Source organism: Xanthomonas euroxanthea, from assembly GCF_900476395.1.
GTDB lineage: Bacteria > Pseudomonadota > Gammaproteobacteria > Xanthomonadales > Xanthomonadaceae > Xanthomonas > Xanthomonas euroxanthea.
Genome location: NZ_UIHB01000006.1, coordinates 401,694 through 423,349, shown reverse-complemented (window position 1 = coordinate 423,349; position 21,656 = coordinate 401,694). Strand labels below are relative to the sequence as shown.

Sequence of the window (21,656 nt, the reverse complement as noted above, 5' to 3'; positions counted from 1 at the left end):
AGGACAGCACCACGATCAAGGTCAGCCAGCCGCTGTACCAGAACATCACCGATAGAAATACCACCGTAAAGAACAGGTCCAGTACCGAGGTGAGCGCCTGCCCGGTCAGGAAGTTGCGGATGTTCTCCAGCTCGCGGACACGCGCGATGGTGTCCCCGACCCGCCGCGACTCGAAGTACGCCAACGGCAGCGACAGCACATGCCGGAACAGCCGCGCACCCAACTCCACGTCGATCTTGCTGGTGGTGTGTGCGAAAACATAGGTGCGCAGGCCCGATAGCAGCACATCGAACACCGCCATCGAGACCAGCCCGATCGCGATGACATCCAGGGTGGTCAGGCCGTTATGCACCAGCACCTTGTCCATCACCACCTGATAGAACAGTGGCGTGATCAGCGCGAACAGCTGGATGAAGAACGAGACGATAAAAACCTCGATCATCAACTTGCGGTACTTGACCACTGCCGGAATGAACCAGCTGAAGTCGAACTTGGCCAGGTCGCCGAGTACCGAAGCCCGGGACGCGACCTGCAACAACCGCCCCCGGTAACGCGCTTCGAATTCGGCGGGTGAAATGGAGCGCGGCCGCTTTTCCACCAGATCGTGGATCAGGATCTGATCCGCACCGACCTTGGCCACGATGAACGCATCCCCGTCCGGCACCAATGCCAGAGCCGGCAATGCGGCCATGCCAATGCGCGTTGCCGGTTGAGCAACGACCTTGGCTTTCAAGCCCAGTTGTTTGGCCGCCAGCAGCAGCGTGGTCTCGTCGAATGGCTCGCCCCCACGGCCAAAGCCATGCGCCAGCTGCGTCGCATCGGCGGCAATGCCATGAAATTGCGCAAGGAGGACGAGTCCCTGTAGCCCCAGATCCGGTCGGTCATGCACCGACGAGCCGCCCTCGACTAACGAGAGCGACGCACTTCCCCCTGACATAACGCGATCCTTGCTAAGAGCCGATGGGCTCAAGTGACGGAATAGAATCTTTGGATGTTAAGAATCTGTCAATCAGCCAACCCCTCGCTGATGATCTATTTTCTCAATCAGATGTCTTGCGGGCTGAGACGCAGCCACTGATGCCGATCGGGGCATTCCCTGATGGCAATACCTACTAATAAGTGAGCAGCAGGGCGCCGCCCCTTGACATCGTTGCCGATGCAAGCATGTCCGCCTGCCCTATTTCCGCTACCATGCCAAGTCTCACGCCTACAACCGGCCCGTCGCATGTCCACTGCCCCGCAAAAGCCGCTCGCCATCCGCGAGCGTCTGTCCGAAGTCCGCTACGAAATCCGGGGCGAGCTGGCGCGACGAGCGCGGGAACTGGAGGCGCAGGGCCGCAAGCTGATCAAGCTCAATATCGGTAATCCAGGCGCGTTCGGGTTCCGTGCGCCGGAGCATCTGCAGCGCGCGATCGCCGACGACATGGGCCGCACCGATCCGTACACCCATCAGCAAGGGCTGCCGGAGGCGCGCGAGGCGATCGCCACCGCGTATGCGCGGCGTCAGCATCCGGATGCGCATCCGGAGCGCATCTTCGTCGGCAACGGCGTCAGTGAGCTGATCGACCTGTCGCTGCGTGCGCTGCTCAATCCCGGCGACGAAGTGCTGGTGCCCTCGCCCGACTATCCGCTGTGGTCGGCCGCCACCATCCTCAACGATGGCCGCCCGGTGTACTACCGCTGCGCGCCGGAAAACGGCTTCCAGCCGGACCCGGTGGAGATCGAGACGCTGGTGTCCTCGCGCACCCGCGCCATCGTGCTGATCAACCCGAACAATCCCAGCGGTGCCAGTTATTCGCGTGAGTTGCTGGAGCGAATCGTGGCCATCGCCAGCAAGCACAACCTGCTGCTGATGGTCGATGAGATCTACGACCAGGTGCTCTACGACGACGCCGCCTTCGTGCCGGTGGCGCCATTGGCCGGTGCGCACCCGTGCATCACCTTCAGCGGCCTGAGCAAGGTGCACCGCGCCTGCGGCTGGCGCGTGGGCTGGGCGCTGCTGTCGGGCGAGCAGTCGCGCATCAACGACCTGCGCAACGCGATGGACCTGCTCGGCGCGCTGCGGCTGTGCGCCAACGTGCCGGGCCAGTACGCCATCGATGCGGCCGTCAACGGGCCCGACACCATCTCGGCGCTGTGTGCGCCGGGCGGCCGTCTGTACGAAACCCGCCGCGCGGTGATCGAGGCCTGCGCGGCCAGCGAGCACCTGTCGCTGGTGGCGCCGGCCGGTGCGCTGTATGCATTTCCGGCAGTGGTCGGGCCGGCCGCGCGCAACTTCGACGACCACGAGTTCGCGCTCGACCTGATGAACGAGGAAGGCGTGCTGGTGGTGCCGGGGTCCAGCTTCAACGTGCCCTACCGCCACCACTTCCGCGTCACATTGATGCCGGAGGCGGCGGTGATGCGCGATGTGTTCGCACGCATCGACCGTGCCCTGGCGCGCCGCGCCGAGGCGGTGACCAAGGTGGTGCCGCTCAAGTCGCGCAGCGTGGCGTGATGGCGGTGGCCGGCACGCCGCTGCGCTATCTGGCGCTCGGCGATTCCTACACCATCGGCGAAGGGGTCGCCCCCGGGCAGCGCTGGCCGGCGCAACTGGTGGACGGTTTGCGTGCCTACGGCTGGAATGTGGCGCCGCCGCAGATCATCGCCACCACCGGCTGGACCACCGACGAATTGCAGGCCGGTCTGGAAGCCGCTGCGCCGCAGGGGCCGTTCGATCTGGTGAGCCTGCTGATCGGCGTCAACAACCAGTACCGCGGGCGCTCGCTGGACGAGTACCGCAGCCAGTTCGATGCGTTGTTGCTGCGTGCAATCGGGTTGGCCGGCGGTATTGCGCCGCGCGTGTTCGTGCTGTCGATTCCGGACTGGGGGCTGACCCTGTTTGCGCATGCGCACGGCGGCGACGCGGCGCTGATCGGTGCCCAGATCGATGCCTTCAACAGCGTGGCCGCCGAACGTTGCGCCGCACGCTCGGTACGCTTTGTCGACATCACCGCCACCAGCCGCGATGGCGGCGCTGCTGCCGACATGCTGGTCGACGATGGCCTGCATCCCTCCGGCGCCATGTATGCGCGCTGGACCGTATTGGCACTGCCTGCAGCGCGCGATGCCCTAAGCTAGCCGCGCGACACGCCTCACTGCCAAGGAACGACATTGCACAGCACCGCCACCCAACCCATGAGCCGCACGCAGGCGCTGGCAATCGCGCGCGCATTTCTGCCGCCACATCCGCTGGGCAATCGCTACGACTACTACTACACCCAGGCCAAGCTGCGCACCGATCCGCTGTATCCGGGCGTGCTGGCCGAGTTGCGCAGCACCACCGCGCCGGTGCTGGATCTGGGCTGCGGGCTGGGCCTGCTCGCGCACGCATTGCGCGCCGACGGCCAGGCACTGGCGTATCACGGGGTGGATGTGGACGCGTCCAAGATCCGCCGCGCGCAACACATCGCGCAGCGCTCGGCACTGGGCACTACGCAGTTCGCCGTGGTCGACCTGAGCGTGGCCTGGCCGCAACACCGCGGCAGCGTGACCATTCTGGATGTGCTGCAGTATCTGCAGGCCGACATGCAGGCCAGCCTGCTGCGCAGCGTGGCGCAGATGCTGACGCCGGGTGCGAAGCTGGTGATCCGCAGCGCGTTGGGCGATGCCAGCAGCCGTGGCCGCACCAGCCGCGTGACCGACGTGCTGGCGCATCTGAGCGGCTGGATGCAGCGCATGCCGCGCAGCTATCCCACCCGCGACAGCCTGCAGGCGCAGCTGGATGCCGCCGGTCTGCGTGCCACCTTTGCGCCGTTGTACGGCAACACCCCGTTCAACAACTGGCTGATCGTGGCCGAGCCGCGCTGAGGCCGTGCACAACGTGCCTGGCTCGATTTAGAACGGCTGATGAAACGTAACGCGCGTTCGCCGGACGGATGTGGACAGCACGCAGAAACCGGGGTGGACGCGTAGCACATGCCGCAACCGGCACCGGCCGCGCAGCCGTGTTGACAGCCGCTGTTGACGTCATGCGGATGATCCTGGGCCACGTTGTTCGAGGGCGGTGCACCACCACCCCAGAGAATCCGCTGGTTGCCTTGTTGAAAGCCATGCACACCGACCATCCCGACAGGCCCTTGCCCGCCCACCGTCGCGGGACCTTACGCGGCATGGATGCCGCGTAAGAGCCTACAAGGACGTACTTGCGGCGTGTCCCGCGATGGTGAGTGGGCAAGGGCCGTGCAGCGAAGTCGCAGAGCAGCCGCTCCACACCTGATCCATCCGCGCCGACCAATCACCTCGGGACAACCAAGTCACCGAGTTGCCGCGCCGTTTGGATGCAGGCAAATGCCTGGTTCGCCGAGTGCGCGGTGCCCTCATCGCTCACGGGACACGCCGTGAACCCGTCCGTGGAGGCTCGGTAGCGGCATGGATACCGTCAAAGCCTGTCGTCTGGAGCAAGGTCAGAACTTCCAGGACAGCGTCAGCTCCACATCGCGCGGGTCGCCGTAGATCAACTGGCTCTGGTAGACGATGTTGGCGTAGTAGGTGCGGTCGAACAGGTTGCGCACGTTGAGCTGCGCCGACCATGCCTGATTGATGTCGTAGCGCGCCATTGCGTTGGCCAGCACCACGCTGCCCTGGCTCAGCCGCTGCGTGCCGCCCTGTGGCGCGGACATCAAGTCATGGATGGCCGACTGCCAGCTCAGGCCACCGCCCACGCGCCACGGGCCGGTCTGCCAGCTGGTGAACAGGGTGGCCTCGCGACGCGGGCTGGTCGGATTGACATCGACGCCGCTGGCATCATTGGCATCGAACTGGGCAAAGCCGAATGCAATCCGCCATTGCTCGGACAGCTGCCCATCGAGCTGGAACTCCACGCCCTGGCTGACCGTGCCCTTCGCCGCGAGGAAGGCCTGAGTGGTGGTGCCCGGCACCAGTTGCCCGGGATCGTTCACCGCCAGGTTGTCCTGCTCGATCCGGAACAACGCCAGTGCCGCATTGAGCTGGCCGCCGAGGTATTCGCCCTTGGCACCGACCTCGTAGCTGTTGCCTTCCAGCGGGGCGAGATAGCGCCCGCCGCGATCGCGGTTGTTTTGCGGCTTGAAGATGCCGGTATAGCTGGCATAGAGCGAATGGTGGTCGTCCACGTCCAGGATCAGGCCGGCGTACGGCGTGGTGCGGCCACGGCGCTCGTAGGTGTTGGCCGGCACCAGTTGGTCGGTGTTCTTCCAGTCGGTGACGCGCGCGCCGACGATGGCGGTAAGCGCGTCGGTCAGGCTGAAACGGCCGGCGGCGTAGGCGGCCACCTGGCGCACATCGCGTTCTTCGCCCTTCACCAGCGGCGTCCATTGCGGCTGCGCCATGCTGCCGGTCCAGGCGTAGACGCTTTCGGCCGTCAGTGACTGCGACGGCTCGGGCTCGTTGGACCAGCTGCGCACGTTGCGGTTCATCCAGGTGGCACCGGCGATCAGCTCGTGGTTGCGGCCCCACCAGGTCAGCGGCACGCTGAGGTAGGCATCCAGGCTGTTTTGCGCAGTGAGTGTGGGATAGCGCCCGCCAAAGTTGGTGGCAAGGCCCAGGCCGGTAGCGCGGTCCGGGTAATCGAAGTAGCCGAACAGCACCGACTTCCAATCGGCTTCGAAACGCTGATGCGAGTACTCCACGTGCAGCTGCGCACCGTTGTCGAAGCGATGGGTCAGGCCGGCGAAGGCATTGGTGGTGTCGGCCACGCCGCGCGCCCAGCGCGGCGTGAACGAATCCGAGCGTGCAAAGTCGGTGCGGCTGCCGTCGCTGAAGTACGCCGGCACGCCGCCCCAGGTGGTCCCGCGGCCGTCGTTGCGCTGCTTGTTGACGCCGGCATAGCCGCGGGTGGCGTCGCTGAAATCGGCATCGACGATGCCGTAGAACAGCGACGATTGCTTGCTGTAGTAATCGCGGAACGACTGCTTGTCTTCATAGCTGGCCACCACCCGTCCACGCACGTTGCCGGCGGCGTTCAAGGGCGATTGCAGGTCGAGCGTGCCGCGATAGCGGTCCCAGCGCCCTGCCGACAGATCGACGCGGCCGGTGAACACGTCGCTGTCGGCATGCTTGCGCACCAGGTCGATCGATGCCGCCGGGTTGCCCGCACCGGAGGTCAGGCCGTTGGCGCCGCGGACGATTTCCACCCGGTCGTAGATCGCCATGTTCTGCTGCACATCGCCGGTGTAGTCGGTGGGAATGCCGTCGATGCGGTAGTAGTCCACTTCGAAACCGCGCGCGTTGATGTAGGTGCGCTCGGTATCCCAGGTTGGCGAGTTGAATCCGGCGACGGTGTCGGTGACGTCCTGCAGCGATTGCAGGTTGCGGTCGGCGATCTGCTGGCGGGTCACCACCACCACCGACTGCGGCGTCTCGCGCAGCGACAGCTCCAGCCGGGTCGAACTGCGCGCGACATCGGCAGTGTAGGAATCGGTGCCTTCGGTCGCGGCACCGCGATGGGCCTGGATCTGCAGGCGGTCCAGATCGACCGGGTCGCGCGTGCTCGATTGCGCTGCAGCCGCCAACGGCCATGCGCAGGCCAGTGCCAGCAGGGAGGACGCCAGCGGGAGCTGCGGCGAAGGGAGATCTGCACGCACGGACGCGCGCGCAGAGACGATGCGATGGGACATGGGGTCAGCCTCAAGAGCGGATATGGCCGTCGATGACGGCTTGAGGCTGGCGCCGGCAGCGCCCTCGAAAGGCGCGCACCGTTTGCTGGCTGGGGGGCGCATGGTCGATCCACGTTAAATCGCTGTCAATACGTGCGTGGATCAGCGCCGGGCTTCGACGCCGCTGGCTCCGGGCGGCTCCGCCACTACAGACGATGCGCCATCCCGGAGCAGGTCCGGCAGACACGGAAGATGGATCATCCCTGCGTGGGCCCGCGTCATCTCATCGCGACGCGGTCCGCAGGACCTCAGTCCGGACGCCGCCCGGCCAGGCCGCGCGCGTGCATCGCTTCCAGCACGCCGCGCAGGATGGTCAGGTTGTGTCCGTGCGCGGCGCCCTCGTGCAGCAGCACGATGGTGCCGGGGCGCAGGTCGCGCACGATGCGGGCCACGGTGGCATCCGGCTCGCAACGCACCCCGTCGAAACCGCGCGCGCTCCAGGCCACGCGGGTCAGTCCGTGCGCCCGCAGCGGCGAGGCGACGAAGGGATTGGTCATGCCCACCACCGAGCGGTACAGCCGTGGCGCCTGCCCGGTGATGGTGGCCAGCACGCGCTGCGCCTGGCCGATTTCCTGCGCCATGCGATGCGGTCCCAGCGCCCAGAACCAGGCCTGCGGATGGGTATGGCTGTGGTTGCCGATGCCGTGCCCGCGACGCACGATCTCGCGCACCAGTTCAGGCCGCTGCTCGGCGCGTGCGCCGACCACGAAGAAGGTGGCCTTGGCATCGAAGGCGTCCAGCAGCTCCAGCATCGCCGGGGTGTCGTCGGAGGGGCCGTCGTCGATGGTCAGCCATACCTGCGGGGCGCGGCCCGGCAGGCGCGCCAGCACCGGCGCGTACAGACGCGCGCGCGGCAGGAACACCGGCACCACGAACGCCGCATGCGACAGCAGCAACGCCGGCACGCCCCAGACCCAGCCCAGATGCCACCACAGCAGCGCCACCGCTGCCTGCGAGAGGGCCAGCAGGCCGACCCAGCGGTAAGGGTGCGAGGGGATGCGATACAGCGTTTGAAGCGTGGTCATGCCGCATGATGCCATGCGGCGTAGAATGCCCGGACTCCACGATCTGACCGAAGTGCTGCCATGTCCCTCGATCCCGCCCTGCGTTCCCGCATCGATACGCTGCTGCAATCCAGCCGCGTGGTGCTCTTCATGAAAGGCCAGCCCGGCATGCCGCAGTGCGGTTTTTCGGCCAAGGCGGTCGGCGTGCTGGACGGCCTGGGCATCGACTATGCCCACGTCAACGTGCTGGCCGACCAGGAGATCCGCGAAGGCATCAAGGCCTATGGCGACTGGCCGACCATTCCGCAGCTGTATGTGGACGGCGAGTTGATCGGCGGCAGCGACATCATCCTGCAGATGGCCGACAGCGGCGAGTTGAGCAGCATGCTCGGCCTGCAGGCGCCAGACCGGACTCCGCCCAGGATCACCATCACCCCGGCCGCGGTCGAGATGCTCAAGGGCGCGCTGGCCGATGCGCCGGATGCCTCGCTGACGCTGGCCATCGATGCCAACTTCCAGCCCAACTTCCAGCTGGCGCCGACCAACCCGAACGCCATCGCTGCCGAGTCCAACGGCCTGCGCGTGCAGTTCGACCTGGCCAGCGCCCGCCGCGCCGACGGCATCACCATCGACTGGGTGGACGACATCCGTGGTCGTGGCCTGGCCATCGACAATCCCAATGCACCCAAGCCGGTGCAGGAGCTGTCGGTGCGCGATGCCGACGACCGCCTGAAGGCCGGTACGCTGACCCTGGTCGACGTGCGCCCGGCCGACGAACGCGCCCTGGCTACGGTTGCCGCGCCGTTCCGCACGCTGGATGCGCACGAGCGCGCCGCCATCGAGCAGTTGCCCAAGGACACCCCGCTGGCGTTCCTGTGCCACCGCGGCGGGCGCAGCCTGCAGGCGGCCGAGCACTTCCGTGGCCTGGGCTTCAGCAACGTCTACAACGTCACCGGCGGCATCGACGCATGGTCGGACGAAGTGGACAACGGTGTGGCCAAGTACTGAGGCCAGACGGCGAACTGTCATGAGGGCACGGCCGGTGCCCTTCAGCTGCATGCAGTCCGCAGGCACGATGGTCACCGCGCGGCGTCCACACCCGACGGCAGCAGCCGGCTGAAAATCGCCTGCCAGGTTCTTAAGCCGCATTTGCTACGTTGCACACCCCGAAACGGGCGCTCCATGGAGCGTCCGTTTTTTCATGGATCGCCACCCACAAGGACTTGCTGCAATGCACACCCGCCTGCCCGCTCTCGCACTGGCCGCGCTGTTGCCGCTGGCCGCACAGGCCGCCGAACCGGCGCGCGCGGTCATGCTGGTACAGACCTACGACAGCCAGCCGACCGAAGACCCGCTGGAATACGTTCCGGTGTGGCTGGGTCGCGGCGTCGCGAAGGAGTCCAGCATGCCCAGGTCGCTGCTGAGCCAGCCGCTGCAGGTCTTCGATGCGGGCGTGTCCACCGGCAGCGTGCAGCTTGCGTCGCTGACCGTCGATGACAACAGCATGTGCGGCGGCACCGCAAAACTGCGTTTGAAGGGCACCGCAACGCTGTCCAATTCGCCGTTGTTGTCGTCGGTGGATCTCAATCCCGGCAAGCGCTTTGCGACCCGCAATGCCACCGCTGCCGAACAGACCGAACTGTTGCGCCAGGTCGGGGAGACCGCGCAGCTGCGCAAGAGCGTCAAGCCTGCGGCGCTGGCCCAGGCGTTGACGGCATTCACTGCCGATCGTGCGCAGGATCTGGCGGCGCTGCAGGTCTTTACCGACACCCGGCAGCCGCAGCGACGTGTGGCCGTGCTGACCTCCAATCACCCGACCAAAACCGGCAACCCGGACAACCCGACCGGCGTCCTCGTGGTGCTTGCGATCTTCGAACACGACGGCAGCCGCTGGCAGTTCCGCAAGGGCAGCGCGGCCAGCGGCTGCGACGATTGCGAAGACCTGCCACTGCGCACGCATCTGCTGCAGTTCGGCGATATCGACGGCAACGGCACGCTCGACTTCGTGCTGTCGGAAAGCGGCTACGAGAGCTATGGCTTCTATCTGCTGCTGGGCGAAGGCACCAACTGGCGTTCGGAAGGCCTGATAGGCGGCTGTTGATCAGCTGCAGCACGATGGCCGATACCCGTATCGGTATCGGCGCCGCGCTGCATGACCGGCGGGATCCAGAGAAAACGCTGCTCGTCCTCGTGCAAGTCATCCGCGCATCGGCGGCGCCAAGCCATTGATGTCACGGCGTGACTGCACGATGTCGATCGACGGTCGACATCGTGCGCAGGTGAGTCATCGATCGATCCGCATCGATCACTGCACCCGATCCGCCTGCCCAGACGCACGTGCGCAGTGCGGAATGGCCGCAGCGGCGTGCAAGCACGCAGGCCACAACCGCCGTCCCTCAGCCGGCAAATCCACCGTCGTCGAGAAACCGCTGCTCGTCGGCGGTGGTTTCACGCCCCAGCACCGCATTGCGATGCGGGAAGCGTCCGAAGCGCTGGATGATCTGCTGGTGCTCCACCGCCCAGCGCGTGGTTTCCGCATCGTCCAGCGCGGTGATCAGCTGCACCGAACGCGCCTGCGCCTGCAGGTCTTCGGCATGCTCGAACGGCAGATAGAAAAACAGCCGCAACTGCGCCGAGACCTGCTGATCGAAGCCGCTGGCGAGCGCCTGCCGCGCGCAGGACAGCGCCAGGCCGTCGGTGGCGTAGGCATGCGCGCTGCCGCGGAACGCGTTGCGCGGGAATTGGTCGAGCAGGATCAGCAAGGCCAATGCATCCTCCGCGCGTTCCATCCAGTGCGCATACTCGCCACGCGCCGCCGCAAAGTGCTGTTCGCTGAAATGCTGGCGGAAGTTGGCATCGAACGCATCGTTGTGGGTGAACCAGCGGGCCGAGCCGGCCAGCTCCCAGAAAGCCAGCACCACATCGGCCTGTTTGTTGCGTTCTGATTTGACGATCATCGACGTTTCCCCTGACGAATACGGCATAGCATGCCCATGCGCATGTGATGAGGCCGCCGCCACCGGCGATGCAGCACTTGGCAAGCACGCCGCCGGCCGCTAGGTTTGCGGCTGACGTTTTCGTTACACCGGGGAAATCCATGCGTTCCATCCTGTTCGCCGCCCTTGGCGCGGCGCTGCTGTGCGGGCCTGCGTCTGCGGCATCGCGTTTCGTGCAAGACCCCTATCCCAGCACCTACCACGCGCTCGCGTCCGGTCCGGTGCTGATCCAGCACGCCACGGTGCTCACCGGCACCGGCCAGCGGCTGGACGACGCCGACGTACTGCTGCGCGACGGCAAGGTGGCCGCGGTCGGGCGCGGGCTGGAGGCGCCGGCCGATGTGCGCCGCATCGACGGCACCGGCAAGTGGGTCACCCCCGGCATCATCGACGTGCACTCGCATCTGGGCGTGTATCCCAGCCCCGGCGTCAGTGCGCATAGCGATGGCAACGAGATGACCGCACCGGTCACCCCGAACGTGTGGGCCGAGCATTCGATCTGGCCGCAGGATCCCGGCTTCGGCACCGCCCTGGCCGGCGGCGTCACCTCGCTGCAGGTCCTGCCGGGCTCGGCCAACCTGATCGGCGGGCGCGGCGTCACCCTCAAGAACGTGGCCTCCACGACCTACCAGGGCATGAAGTTTCCCGGTGCGCCCTGGGGCCTGAAGATGGCCTGCGGCGAGAACCCCAAGCGCGTGTACGGCGAGAAGGGCGGCCCCGCCACCCGCATGGGCAACGTGGCCGGCTACCGCGCCGCCTTCATCGATGCGGCCGAGTATCTGCAGAAGAACGCACCGAAGAAGAAGGCCGAAAAGAAGCGCCACTGGTGGAGCCGCGGCGGCGACAACGACAGCAGCGGCGATGCCGGCGGCAAGCGCGATCTCAAGCTCGATACGCTGGCCGGCGCGATCAACGGCGACATCCGCGTGCATATCCACTGCTACCGCGCCGACGAGATGGCGACCATGCTGGACCTGTCCAAGGAATTCGGCTTCCACATCGCCGCCTTCCACCACGGCGTGGAAGCCTACAAGCTGGCCGACCGGCTGGCGCAGGACAACGTCTGCGGCGCGCTGTGGGCCGACTGGTGGGGCTTCAAGATGGAAGCCTTCGACGGCATCCAGGAAAACATCGCGCTGGTCGACCGCCCGGCCAACAGCTGCGCCATCGTGCATTCGGATTCGGAAGAAGGCATCCAGCGCCTGAACCAGGAAGCGGCCAAGGTGCTCGCCAACGCGCGCCGCAGCGGCATGGAGATCCCGCCCGAACGTGCGATCCGCTGGCTCACCAGCAACGCGGCCAAGGCGCTGGGCATCGAGCAGCAGACCGGCGCACTGGAGCCGGGCAAGATGGGCGATGTGGTGGTGTGGAACGGCAATCCCTTCAGCTCCTACGCGCTGGCCGAACAGGTCTACATCGACGGCGCGCAGGTCTACGACCGCCGTAACCGCTCACTGCAGCCGGTCTCGGACTTCATGCTCGGCCAGGAGGTGGCACGATGAGCCGCGCAACCTTCGTTCGCCCGCGTATGCGCGCGATCTCCGCAATGGTCCTGGCAGTGCTGGCACTGCCCGCATTCGGCCAGCAGGTGCTGATCCGTGGCGCCACCGTGCATACCGTCACCGCACAAGGCACGCTGCGCGATACCGATGTGCTGGTGCAGGGCGGGGTGATCCGCGCGATCGGCCGCAACCTGGCCGTGCCCACCGATGGCCGCGTGGTCGAGGCCAGGGGCCGCCCGCTGACGCCGGCTTTGTTCGGCGGCATCACCGAGATCGGCGTCGAGGAAGTCTCCGGCGAAGACAGCACCGTGGACAGCGGCGTCAAGCTCAGCGACCAGCCGATGCGCCCGGAATTCGACGTCACCCTGGCCTACAACCCCGACTCGGTACTGGTGCCGGTGGCGCGCGTGGAAGGCATCGGCTTCACTGCATTGGGCGCGACCACCAGCGGTGCCTTCATCGCCGGACAAGGCGGCGTGGTGCGGCTGGACGGCAGCCCGGACCCGGTCGGCCCGCATGCCTTGTTCATCCGCATCGGTGCGGCGGCATCCGATCTGACCGGCAGCTCGCGTGCCGCGCAATGGATGCTGCTCGACCAACTGGTGGCCGAAGCGCGCGGACGCGTGCCGGCCGATTCGCCGCACGCGCTGCTGACCCCGGTCGGCCGCAGCGTGCTGGCCAAATACCTGGCCGGGCAGGGCCGCATCGTGGTGCAGGTGGAGCGCGCCGCCGACATCCGCCAGCTGCTGCGTTGGGCGCAGCGCGAAAAGGTACGCATCGCCATTGCCGGCGGCACCGAGGCCTGGAAGCTCGCACCGCAGCTGGCGCAGGCCAACGTACCGGTGCTGGTGGACGCGTTGGCGGACCTGCCGTCCACCTTCGACCAGATCGGCGCCACGCTGGAAAACGCCGCACGTCTGCGCGCGGCCGGCGTGGAGGTCAGCTTTGCCCAGAGCGGCGATGCCTCGCACAACGCACGCAAACAGCGCCAGCTGGCCGGCAATGCGGTGGCCAACGGCTTGCCGTGGGAAGCGGGCCTGGCCGGCCTGACCCGGGTGCCGGCAGAGATCTTCGGCGTGGCCGATCGCATCGGCAGCATCGCGGTCGGCAAGCAGGCCGACCTGGTGCTGTGGGAAGGCGACCCGCTGGATGTCGCCCACTATGCCGAGCAGGTCTGGCTGGGCGGTCGCGACATGCCGATGCGTTCACGCCAGACCGAGCTGCGCGACCGTTACATGCAACCGGCCGGCGCGTTGCCGCGCGCCTATCTGAAGTGAGCGCAGGCGGCGCGCGTTTGCGCGCGCCGCCGGGGCGATACCGCCACATTGCGACAGCCGCGGTTGCCGCGCGGGCTGGCACACTGCATGCCCTCTCCGCCGGCAGCGTGCCGGCGGCATCGTCCGCATAAGGATTGCCCATGCGTGTGTGCTGCATCCTGATGTCATCGCTGACGCTGCGGCCATTCGCTGCCCTCGCCCAGTCGGGCCGGGTCGACCGGCAAGGCCCGTCGGTTCCCGCCTCGCCCAGCCGCAGCACCGTGCAGGACTCGAGCGCCAGCCTCGCGGTGACCTCCGATGCGGACCGGGAGCAACACCGCAATCCGCCCGGCGACCGCGTGGCGCAGATCACGGCGGTCGATCATGTCGGCCCCGGCAATGCGCTGTTCGCACAATGACACGCATGGCACCGGGCGTGCGCTGGGTCTACCTGCTGATCGCACTCGCCGTGTTTGTCATCGAAGTGGCGATCGGCGCTGGCACACTTGGCGGGCCCTGGGTGCGCGGCAGCCTGGGCGATGTGCTGGCGGTGATCCTGGTGTATTGCGGGTTGCGCGGCGTGCTTGCGTTATCGCCCCGCTGGGCGAGCGTGCTGGCGGTCGCGATCGGGTGCCTGATCGAAGGGCTGCAGGCGATGCACCTGGCCGACCGGCTCGGGCTGCGCCCGGGCAGCGCGGCCTACATCGCGCTCGGCAACACCGCCACCGTGCACGATCTGCTGATGTATCTGGTCGGCGGCGGCGTGGCATACATCGGTGATGTGGCGTCATGCCGTGTCGCCGCGTCTTCCCGGCGGCAAATGCCGCATTGATGCACTCCTTCGGGCCTAGCGCATGTTTGTCTTCTCCTCATCGGCACTGATCGACAGCACCGGCGTCCTGTCTGTGCAGCGGCAGCAACGGCGTCGCTGCGCCGCCGCTGCGTCACAGTGAGCTCGCTGTTTCAAGGCGGCGGCTTGCGCTCGATCGACCGCGTCGTATTGCGCCAGGCGCCGGCCAATCTGCAACGCGGCCTGGAAGCGGTCGGCGGGCGGCTGATCCTGACCGCCGATGCGCTGCATTTCCAGCCGCACCCCTACAACATACAGACCCGGTCGCTGACCGTGCACCTGACCCAGATCGCAACAATGCAACCACGCTGGACGCGCCTGTTCGGCCTGCTGCCGGTGGCACCCACATCGCTGGCACTGCAGTTGCATGAGGGTGGCGAGCACCGTTTCGTGCTCGGCAAACGCGAGCAGTGGATGGCGGCCATCGCCTCGGCGCGCGACGCCCTGCGCTGACGCTGCGCCGACAACGGCAGTGCGCTGAACCACAGGAGTGCAGTGCCCGGCTGCCGCATCGCAGTGCCCCCGGCGTGTTCCCGCGTGCATCCGCATCGCAGACGAAGGTGACCGGCACAGCGTTGCAGCGACACATGTAGTACGCGGTAGATATCAGACGGCGTGGCATTGGCCAGCTGTAGATACAGCGCAGTGCCGTGGCGGCCATTGAGCGCCCGGCGCAGACGCATTGCCGGCACCCCGGCGCATCGCGTCCAGCTGCGGATTGCCCTTGGCGATGTCGTTGCAGAACAACAGAGCGCAGGCGAAGTCATGCGGCCTGGTCACCATGGCCTCACCCGGAGCGCGACGCATGCACTGCATGCGCCGCGCACCTTGCCAGCTGGTTGGTTCTCACGCGGCCGGCCTCTTCGATGAATGCCAGGCCGGCGCACGCGATGCGGGAACCGGCGCGTGGTGTGCTGCACGCCGTGATCAAACCAGCTGCACCCTCAGCCATGCGGCCGATGGGCGCCGTGCTTACTGTGCATCCAGCGTCGCGCTGACCTTGGCCCAGCCGTTGCCGCGCACCACTTCGAAACCGGCTTCGACTGCGTGCAGGTACATGCTGTTGTTGTAGCGCCCATCCTTGGACCGGTTGGTCTGCAACCAGTTGAGGAAGGGCTTGGCGTCCACGTTGAGACTGCCGCTGGTCTTGAGCGTGGCCTGCCCGGCGGTGCCGGTCGGGATGAAGGTGTAGACGTAATAGCCGGCACCGGAGTTGAAGCCCTCCCACAGGTCAAAAGTGCGCCCGCCTGCGGTGATCACATTGCTGGCAGTCAGGGTGCCGATCGGCCAGGAGTTGTGGTCGCCCCAGATCATCACTTCCAGCTGCGGGTTGCCCTTGGCGGTATCCCAGCGGAAGAAGATGTCGTAGGCAAAGTCGCCCGCGAGATTGGTGCCGCCCGCGCTGTAGGTGAACTTGAGCGGGATCTTGCTCAATGAGGAAATTTGCCGCGGAAACAGCGTGTCGCTGGTCGGGTTCCAGTCGTAATGCCAACCACGCACGATCGCCGGGTAGCCGTAGAGGTTGTAGTCGGCGAAGTTGAAGGTGACGGTCAGCTCCGGCGTACTACCGGTGCCGAACGTGCCCTGGATGATGTTGTTGGGATCATTGAAATTGTTGACCCACGCGTAGTGGTTGCCAAAGATCTTGTAGGGACCGGCCAGCGCCGCTGGCGCCAGGGCCACCAAACCTACGGCGAGCGCAGCCTTCCACCAGCGCGATGCGCGCCGCCGTGTGGTCGGCGCCTGTGTGACGGTCTGCGTAGGGATGCTGGATTGGCTGTTTTGCATGTCGACTCTCTCCGTGTGGGTTCAGCGCGGCGATGCCGGTGCGGCAGCGTCGAGAAGCCGCCTTGCAGCGGTCGCGTTGGACCCTAGCAGCGGGGTTGTGACGGGAGCTATAGCAATTGCGGCAGGCCTTGCTCGTCATCTGCGATAGCGGGCGCTAGCTGACAGCCGAAGCGTGCGCCGATCCGCAGTTCGCAGTGCAAATGGCAGCGTCACCGCATGTATCGGTCATCTGCATGACGGCGCAGTGCACGCGAATGGTGCAGAGCCACATGAGGCGTGGCCCGTCTTCTGGCCGCCCCGCGGCTGCTTGCTCCAGGCCCGTCGTACGCGTCGAGCTTGCCTGTCGGCAGTCAGGCTTCCACCACGCGGCCCTCGGCGTACAAGCACCGAGCTGTCAGCCCTACTCGCCTCTCCTGTTTTGCGATAGCGTTCGCAAGCACAGATAACGCAACAGCCGGAGGGGGCGACGATGCGCATCGGAATCGTGGTGGACAGTGCCTGCGATTTGCCGCAAGACTTTATTCAACGCAACAACGTCATCGTGTTGCCGATCAGCGTACGCATCGGCGAAGCGGTACTGGCCGACCACCGCGATGAGGAAGCGACGCTGAGCTTTCTGCAGGCGCATGTGGCCGAGCGCGGACACGAGGCGGAAACCACGCCATTTTCGGTCAATCAGATTCGCGACCTGTTCCTGCAACGGCTGGTCATCGACTACGACCATGTGTTCTGCCTGACCATCTCCAAGCTGCGCAGCCAGATCTTCGACAACGCGATGCAGGCCAGCTTCGCGATCCTCAACGATTACAAGCCGATCCGGCAGGCCGCCGGCCACACCTCGCCATTCGCGCTGCGCGTGATCGATACCCTCAACCTGTTCGCCGGCCAGGGCATCACGGCAGTGGAAGCGGTGCGCCTGCGCGAACAGGGTCAAGGCGTGGCGGCAATCCGCAGCCGGCTCGAACAACTGGCCGAGCACACCTATGGCTACATGATTCCGCGCGATCTCTACTACCTGCGCGCGCGTGCGCGCAGCAAGGGCGATCGCAGCGTGGGCCTGATCGGTGCCGCGCTCGGCAGCGCGCTGGATATCAAGCCGGTGCTGCGCGCCTACCGCGGCATCACCGAGCCGGTGGCCAAGCTGAAGGGCTTCGAGCCGTCGGCAGAGAAGCTGTTCGGCTTTGCCGTGCGCAGGATCCGCGCGGGCTTGATGACGCCGACCGTGTGCGTGGGCTACGGCGGCGAACTGGCCGAGTTGCACGCGCTTCCCGGTTACGCAGCCTTGCAGAACGCCTGCCAGACGCACAACGTGGAACTGTTCGAAAGCGTGATGAGCCTGACCGGCATGGTCAACGTCGGCAAGGGCGCACTGGCAGTGGCATTTGCGGCCGAAGCGCATACATTCTCGGCTTGACCGCATGCATTCTTGGCCTGAAAAACAAGGTCGAGGGTGGTGCCCTCACTGCTCGCGGGATACGCCGTGGACAGACACAAACGCAACCGACAGCCTGAGTCGCGGCATCACTTGTTGGATGCAATCAAAAGCCAAGTTCGTCGAGTGCGCGGTGCCCTCACCGCTTGCGGGACACGCCGTAAACCCGTCCATGGGGGCTCGGTGGCGGCATCCATGCCGCCACACGGTCCCGCAACCGGCAAGGACACCGCACCAGACAGTTGGTCGGCGCTCATCTGAAAGCTGTCTCTCGTGCGGTGTGCATCAGACGTGGAGCCGATGCTTCACGATTGAACAAGGCGCACCCAGCACTGCTCTTACTTTGCGTATCGACCATCTCGACTGGTCCTTGCCCGCTCACCGTCGCGGGACCCTGAGCGGCATGGATGCCGCGCCGGAGCCTACATGGACGTACTTGCGGCGTGTCCTGCGATGGTGGGCGGGCAAGGGCACTGCAGCCAAGCGCCAGATCGACTGCTCTACCGCTGATCCAGCCATCCCTTCCAAGCCCTCGATACACAACATACAAAGCAGCCGAGACCTGCATCGGTGTGATTGTTTAATCGCAACCGGATGCTCGAATCAAAAGCTTGGTGCGTCGAGGGGCGCGGTACCCTCACCGCTTGCGGGACATGCCGTGAACCCATCCCTGGGGGCTCGGTGGCGGCATCCATGCCGCCACACGGTCCCGCAACCGGCAAGGACACCGCACAAGACAGTTGGTCGGCGCTCATCTGAAAGCTGCCTGTAATGCGGCGGTGTGCAGATGCTTCACGATCGAACAAGGCGCATCCGGCACTGCTCTTAACTTTGCGTACCGACCATCTCGACTGGTCCTTGCCCGCCCAGCGTCGCGGGACCTTACGCGGCAAGGATGCCGCGTAAGAGCCTACATGGACGTACTTGCGGCGTGTCCTGCGATGGTGGGCGGGCAAGGGCCCTGCAGCCAAGCGCCAGATCGACTGCTCTACCGCTGATCCCTGCAGCCAGGCAACCGCCCTGGCGCTCTGCAACACTGCCGGCGCCGGAAAGGACATCCCGCCGATCAGGTCGGTCGTGTCCGGGTGGATTGCCGTTACGCATTCAATAAAGGGCGATTGATCCACGCGTACACCTGATCGGGTGTATGCGGCCGACAACTCACCGCGCCATTAGCTCGGCGCAGCGTTACCGCAGCGGCACATTCAATACCGAAGGCGTTGCCACCGGCGAGGTAAACGTCACTGTGCCGCCACCATCGCTGGCATCGGTATAACGCGCGTCGTGCGTGTCGATCACCAGCACCAGGCGCTGCCCTGCCGGAATCTCCGCAGCAGCCGCTTGCAGCGGCCAATCCAGCGTTACTGCGCGGCCCGGCGTGGCCCCGCGCAGCGAATACGGCGCATGCGTGACCAATTGCGCCACGCCCACTGCATCCATGCGGTACAGATACGCGAACAGGCTCACCTTCGACTGACTGGGCACCACGGTCACGCGCAGCGAGGGACTGCCGGCCAGCCGGCGTACCGTGCTTGACGGCGCGCCCACCCACACTGCCGCGCCGATGCGATTGACCAACGGAATCGACGTGGTGACCGGCACGCCGATGCCTTGCAACAGACCGCTGACCAGCACCACGCCCGAGTCGGCCAAGGTCGGCACATCGGTGGCGATGCGCGATTGCCATCCGCTGGCGGTACCGCCGATCAAGCCGCCGGTGGGGCTGAGCAACCCGGCCGGTGCGGATAGCCCCAGGCGCGTGGTGCCCTGCTGCACCGATGCCCAGTCCGCGTACTCCAGCCACTGTCCTGCGCGCGGCGACAGCCGCACCGGCGCTTCTGCATCCACCCCGTTACGCACCTGCTTGAGATGGCGATCGAACCAGCGCGTGGCCGCCGTGTAGACCTCGTTGGGCAGGCCCAGCGCGCCCGGCAGTTCCGCCGTGGCGTGATCGCCCTGGCTGAGCAGCAATTGCTTGGGCCCGCGCAGCTGGTTGAAGAACGCAATGGTCTGATTCGGCGGAAACAGGCCATCGTTGAAGGCATTGCCCAGCAGCACCGCGGTGCCCCGCGCATTGAGCGCAGCCACCTCGCTTGCCGGGCTGCGCGACGCGGCCTGCGGCAGGAAGCCCTGCACTGCGCCGTCGTAATCGCCAACGGCAACCCGTGTGCTGATCTGCGCCAGATCCGGACCGGGCCGTCCGGTCAGCGCGCCGGCACCGACCAGGAGTCCAACGCCTTGCTGGCTGACGGTGCGATTGGAATACAACGACGCTTCCAGATCCGCCCAGCCGCTGAGCGCAGCCACGGCCTTGATGCGCGGATCGCGCCCGGCCGCCAACAGGCTGATGCCCGCCCCGTACGAGATGCCCGATGCACCGATCGCGTTCTGGTTGGCTGGCGTATGCGCCAGCGCCCAGTCGATCACCGCGCTGACGTCTTCCACCGTGTCGGCGCCGGCGATGTCGATCTGCCCGGCCGAATCCCAGAACCCGCGCGAGGTATAGCTGACGACCACGTAGCCATCGCTGGCCAGTTGGGTCGCACGGCCAAGGTATTCCAGGTTCGGCAACGACCAGCTGGCCGGCATCACGACCAGCGGAAACGGCCCGCTGCCCTGCCCCTGCGGCACCAGGACCAGCGCGCCCATCGGCGCGCCATCCCAGCCGGGAATGCGTTCATAGGTCTTGCTGAAGGCGCCCGCCATTGCCGACGCCGATGCCACCAGCAACGCCAGTGCGGCGATGCCTCCGATCCAAGGCTTGTTCATGGTTTTCTCCCACGCAAGGCCGGGCCGGGATGGCCCAGCGGCAGCTGCCATGCATCCGTGGTTCGGGGGAGAACGTCGCGAACGTACCAGACGGTACGGTATGGCTCAAGGGCCGGGAATCGGGAATCGGGAATCGGGAATCGGGAATCGGGAATCGGGAATCGGGAATCGGGAATCGGGAATCGGGAGGCGGGAATCGGGAATCGGGAATCGGGAGGCGGGAGGGTAGGCGCCGCAATCGTGACACGTGCTGAAGTGCAAGCCGGCCGGCGCCATCGTATGCCGATCCCGACCCGCAGAGGTTGGCTGCAATGCAGCAGGCCCGCGCAACGCCTCCCGCGCGAACCGCTCAGCCCACGAAGTGCTGATACCCGCGCTGCGGCGGCTGCCATGGCTTGCCGTCGGCGTCGTGGACCACCACGCCCGGCGTGGCGACGATCCGGCCGATGCGTGTCACCGCGACTGCGGCGAAGTCCATCGCCTGCAGCACCGCCTCGCGGTGTTGCACGGCGGCGGTGAAGCACAGCTCGTAGTCGTCGCCGCCGCCGAGTTGCCAGCCGATGCACTGCAGCGCGCTGATCCCGGCGCTGCGCGGCATCGCCGGCAACGCCGTCAGCGCCAGCTGCGCGCCCACGCCGCTGCGTTCGCACAGATGCCCCAGATCGGCCAGCAACCCATCGGAGACATCCACACAGGCATGCGCAAGCCCACGCAGGCGCAGCCCGGCCTGCACGCGCGGCTGCGGGCGCAGCAGGCGGACGCGCCACTGCTCGTGCACCGGATCGGCCGCCGCACAGGTCACGTCCAGCTGGCCGGCCTGCCACAGCGACAAGGCCGCGGCCGCCTCGCCCGGCGCGCCGGTCACCCACACATCGTCGCCCACACGCGCCCCATCGCGACGCAACGCCGCACCCGGCGGCAGGCTGCCGATCGCGGTCACCGCGCACGACAACGGTCCGCGTGTGGTGTCGCCACCGACCAGCGCAATGTCGTGCGCGTCGGCCAGTGCAAAGAAGCCATCGGCGAACGCATCGACCCAGTCGGCATCGTCGTGCGGCAACGACAGCGACAAGGTGCACCAGCGCGGCTGCGCACCCATCGCGGCCAGATCGGACAGATTGACCGCCAGCGTCTTCCAGCCCAGATCCTCGGCGCGCGTCTCGTGCGGAAAATGCACGCCCGCATTGAGCGTATCGGCGGTGATCGCCAGCTGCTCGCCCGGCGGCGGCTGCAGCAGCGCCGCATCGTCGCCAATGCCCAACGGCACATCCGCACGCGCCGCAATGCGCGCGCGCAAGCGGGCAATTAGATCGAATTCGGGCATGGGGACGGGAATCGGGAGAAGGGAATCGGGAATCGCAAAAGCGCGTCAGGAGATATCGGAA

General features: G+C 66.5%; 18 protein-coding genes and 1 other RNA gene. 11 read left to right on the top strand and 8 right to left on the bottom strand.

What is annotated here, in order from left to right:
• Nucleotides 1-937 (bottom strand): ABC transporter transmembrane domain-containing protein (locus CPBF1521_RS19210; protein WP_235858486.1); only part of this gene is annotated, 937 nt, incomplete at its 3' end.
• Nucleotides 938-1,225: 288 nt separating this feature from the next.
• Between CPBF1521_RS19210 and CPBF1521_RS19205 the strand changes: the two genes are divergently transcribed.
• From CPBF1521_RS19205 to CPBF1521_RS19195, 3 genes are read left to right on the top strand one after another with little or no spacing between them, the layout of a single operon-like run.
• Nucleotides 1,226-2,497, top strand: coding sequence for a pyridoxal phosphate-dependent aminotransferase (locus tag CPBF1521_RS19205; RefSeq protein WP_115677949.1), 1,272 nt, complete (start codon nt 1,226-1,228; stop codon nt 2,495-2,497).
• Nucleotides 2,497-3,120, top strand: a complete 624-nt coding sequence (locus CPBF1521_RS19200; RefSeq protein ID WP_115677948.1) for an SGNH/GDSL hydrolase family protein — start codon at nt 2,497-2,499, stop codon at nt 3,118-3,120. Before CPBF1521_RS19205 ends, CPBF1521_RS19200 begins: the two co-directional genes overlap by 1 nt.
• Before the next feature lie 57 nt (nt 3,121-3,177).
• Entirely contained in the window at nt 3,178-3,849 is a 672-nt protein-coding gene (locus CPBF1521_RS19195; RefSeq protein WP_104648793.1) for a methyltransferase, read from the top strand.
• A 34-nt stretch (nt 3,850-3,883) separates the two neighbouring features.
• Here CPBF1521_RS19195 and CPBF1521_RS19190 read toward each other — a convergent pair.
• From CPBF1521_RS19190 to CPBF1521_RS19175, 3 genes are all read right to left on the bottom strand, one after another.
• A non-coding RNA gene (locus CPBF1521_RS19190) (sX9 sRNA) lies at nt 3,884-3,959 on the bottom strand.
• Between the two features lie 486 nt (nt 3,960-4,445).
• The gene (locus CPBF1521_RS19180; protein WP_115677947.1) at nt 4,446-6,635 is read right to left on the bottom strand and encodes a TonB-dependent siderophore receptor; all 2,190 of its coding nucleotides are present in this window, start codon (nt 6,633-6,635) and stop codon (nt 4,446-4,448) included.
• Between the two features lie 287 nt (nt 6,636-6,922).
• A complete protein-coding gene (locus CPBF1521_RS19175; RefSeq protein ID WP_181901290.1) occupies nt 6,923-7,714 on the bottom strand; it encodes a polysaccharide deacetylase family protein in 792 nt (263 codons plus the stop codon).
• A gap of 45 nt (nt 7,715-7,759) precedes the next feature.
• On the opposite strand from CPBF1521_RS19175, the gene grxD reads away from it, so the two are divergent.
• Together grxD and CPBF1521_RS19165 are read left to right on the top strand one after the other, a co-directional pair.
• Nucleotides 7,760-8,686: a Grx4 family monothiol glutaredoxin gene (gene grxD, locus CPBF1521_RS19170; protein WP_115677945.1), complete on the top strand. Its 927-nt coding sequence runs from the start codon at nt 7,760-7,762 to the stop codon at nt 8,684-8,686.
• Nucleotides 8,687-8,909: 223 nt separating this feature from the next.
• Nucleotides 8,910-9,779, top strand: a complete 870-nt coding sequence (locus CPBF1521_RS19165) for a hypothetical protein (RefSeq protein ID WP_115677944.1) — start codon at nt 8,910-8,912, stop codon at nt 9,777-9,779.
• Between the two features lie 295 nt (nt 9,780-10,074).
• On the opposite strand, the gene CPBF1521_RS19160 is transcribed toward CPBF1521_RS19165, so the two are convergent.
• A complete protein-coding gene (locus CPBF1521_RS19160) occupies nt 10,075-10,635 on the bottom strand; it encodes a DUF924 family protein (protein WP_104583989.1) in 561 nt (186 codons plus the stop codon).
• A gap of 140 nt (nt 10,636-10,775) precedes the next feature.
• Between CPBF1521_RS19160 and CPBF1521_RS19155 the strand changes: the two genes are divergently transcribed.
• The 5 genes from CPBF1521_RS19155 (at nt 10,776) to CPBF1521_RS19135 (ending at nt 14,735) form a co-directional block, all read left to right on the top strand.
• A complete protein-coding gene (locus CPBF1521_RS19155) occupies nt 10,776-12,176 on the top strand; it encodes an amidohydrolase (RefSeq protein WP_115677943.1) in 1,401 nt (466 codons plus the stop codon).
• Nucleotides 12,173-13,453 carry an amidohydrolase family protein gene (locus CPBF1521_RS19150; protein ID WP_115677942.1) on the top strand — a complete coding sequence of 427 codons (1,281 nt, stop codon included), beginning with the start codon at nt 12,173-12,175 and terminating at the stop codon, nt 13,451-13,453. Before CPBF1521_RS19155 ends, CPBF1521_RS19150 begins: the two co-directional genes overlap by 4 nt.
• A gap of 161 nt (nt 13,454-13,614) precedes the next feature.
• Nucleotides 13,615-13,851 carry a hypothetical protein gene (locus CPBF1521_RS19145; RefSeq protein ID WP_147295473.1) on the top strand — a complete coding sequence of 79 codons (237 nt, stop codon included), beginning with the start codon at nt 13,615-13,617 and terminating at the stop codon, nt 13,849-13,851.
• Nucleotides 13,848-14,264 (top strand): ribosomal maturation YjgA family protein, encoded by a 417-nt coding sequence (locus CPBF1521_RS19140; RefSeq protein WP_104583985.1) that lies wholly within the window; start codon nt 13,848-13,850, stop codon nt 14,262-14,264. Before CPBF1521_RS19145 ends, CPBF1521_RS19140 begins: the two co-directional genes overlap by 4 nt.
• A 144-nt stretch (nt 14,265-14,408) precedes the next feature.
• Nucleotides 14,409-14,735 (top strand): hypothetical protein, encoded by a 327-nt coding sequence (locus CPBF1521_RS19135; RefSeq protein ID WP_180708166.1) that lies wholly within the window; start codon nt 14,409-14,411, stop codon nt 14,733-14,735.
• A gap of 519 nt (nt 14,736-15,254) precedes the next feature.
• On the opposite strand, the gene CPBF1521_RS19130 is transcribed toward CPBF1521_RS19135, so the two are convergent.
• Nucleotides 15,255-16,070, bottom strand: a complete 816-nt coding sequence (locus CPBF1521_RS19130) for a GH12 family glycosyl hydrolase domain-containing protein (protein WP_115677940.1) — start codon at nt 16,068-16,070, stop codon at nt 15,255-15,257.
• Nucleotides 16,071-16,539: 469 nt separating this feature from the next.
• Here CPBF1521_RS19130 and CPBF1521_RS19125 point away from each other — a divergent pair, with 469 nt between their 5' ends.
• Nucleotides 16,540-17,484 (top strand): DegV family protein, encoded by a 945-nt coding sequence (locus CPBF1521_RS19125; protein WP_115677939.1) that lies wholly within the window; start codon nt 16,540-16,542, stop codon nt 17,482-17,484.
• Between the two features lie 1,206 nt (nt 17,485-18,690).
• Here CPBF1521_RS19125 and CPBF1521_RS19110 read toward each other — a convergent pair.
• Together CPBF1521_RS19110 and thiL are read right to left on the bottom strand one after the other, a co-directional pair.
• Nucleotides 18,691-20,271, bottom strand: a complete 1,581-nt coding sequence (locus tag CPBF1521_RS19110; RefSeq protein WP_115677938.1) for a CocE/NonD family hydrolase — start codon at nt 20,269-20,271, stop codon at nt 18,691-18,693.
• Nucleotides 20,272-20,620: 349 nt separating this feature from the next.
• Complete coding sequence (gene thiL / locus CPBF1521_RS19100) at nt 20,621-21,595, bottom strand: thiamine-phosphate kinase (RefSeq protein WP_115677937.1); 975 nt, start codon at nt 21,593-21,595, stop codon at nt 20,621-20,623.
• Nucleotides 21,596-21,656 lie beyond the last annotated feature (61 nt).

Coding starts and splice junctions, on each gene's coding strand:
- CPBF1521_RS19205 (WP_115677949.1), top strand. CDS start 1,226: ATGTCCACTGCCCCGCAAAAGCCGCTCGCCATCCGCGAGCGTCTGTCC.
- CPBF1521_RS19200 (WP_115677948.1), top strand. CDS start 2,497: ATGGCGGTGGCCGGCACGCCGCTGCGCTATCTGGCGCTCGGCGATTCC.
- CPBF1521_RS19195 (WP_104648793.1), top strand. CDS start 3,178: ATGAGCCGCACGCAGGCGCTGGCAATCGCGCGCGCATTTCTGCCGCCA.
- CPBF1521_RS19180 (WP_115677947.1), bottom strand. CDS start 6,635: ATGTCCCATCGCATCGTCTCTGCGCGCGCGTCCGTGCGTGCAGATCTC.
- CPBF1521_RS19175 (WP_181901290.1), bottom strand. CDS start 7,714: ATGGCATCATGCGGCATGACCACGCTTCAAACGCTGTATCGCATCCCC.
- grxD (WP_115677945.1), top strand. CDS start 7,760: ATGTCCCTCGATCCCGCCCTGCGTTCCCGCATCGATACGCTGCTGCAA.
- CPBF1521_RS19165 (WP_115677944.1), top strand. CDS start 8,910: ATGCACACCCGCCTGCCCGCTCTCGCACTGGCCGCGCTGTTGCCGCTG.
- CPBF1521_RS19160 (WP_104583989.1), bottom strand. CDS start 10,635: ATGATCGTCAAATCAGAACGCAACAAACAGGCCGATGTGGTGCTGGCT.
- CPBF1521_RS19155 (WP_115677943.1), top strand. CDS start 10,776: ATGCGTTCCATCCTGTTCGCCGCCCTTGGCGCGGCGCTGCTGTGCGGG.
- CPBF1521_RS19150 (WP_115677942.1), top strand. CDS start 12,173: ATGAGCCGCGCAACCTTCGTTCGCCCGCGTATGCGCGCGATCTCCGCA.
- CPBF1521_RS19145 (WP_147295473.1), top strand. CDS start 13,615: ATGTCATCGCTGACGCTGCGGCCATTCGCTGCCCTCGCCCAGTCGGGC.
- CPBF1521_RS19140 (WP_104583985.1), top strand. CDS start 13,848: ATGACACGCATGGCACCGGGCGTGCGCTGGGTCTACCTGCTGATCGCA.
- CPBF1521_RS19130 (WP_115677940.1), bottom strand. CDS start 16,070: ATGCAAAACAGCCAATCCAGCATCCCTACGCAGACCGTCACACAGGCG.
- CPBF1521_RS19125 (WP_115677939.1), top strand. CDS start 16,540: ATGCGCATCGGAATCGTGGTGGACAGTGCCTGCGATTTGCCGCAAGAC.
- CPBF1521_RS19110 (WP_115677938.1), bottom strand. CDS start 20,271: ATGAACAAGCCTTGGATCGGAGGCATCGCCGCACTGGCGTTGCTGGTG.
- thiL (WP_115677937.1), bottom strand. CDS start 21,595: ATGCCCGAATTCGATCTAATTGCCCGCTTGCGCGCGCGCATTGCGGCG.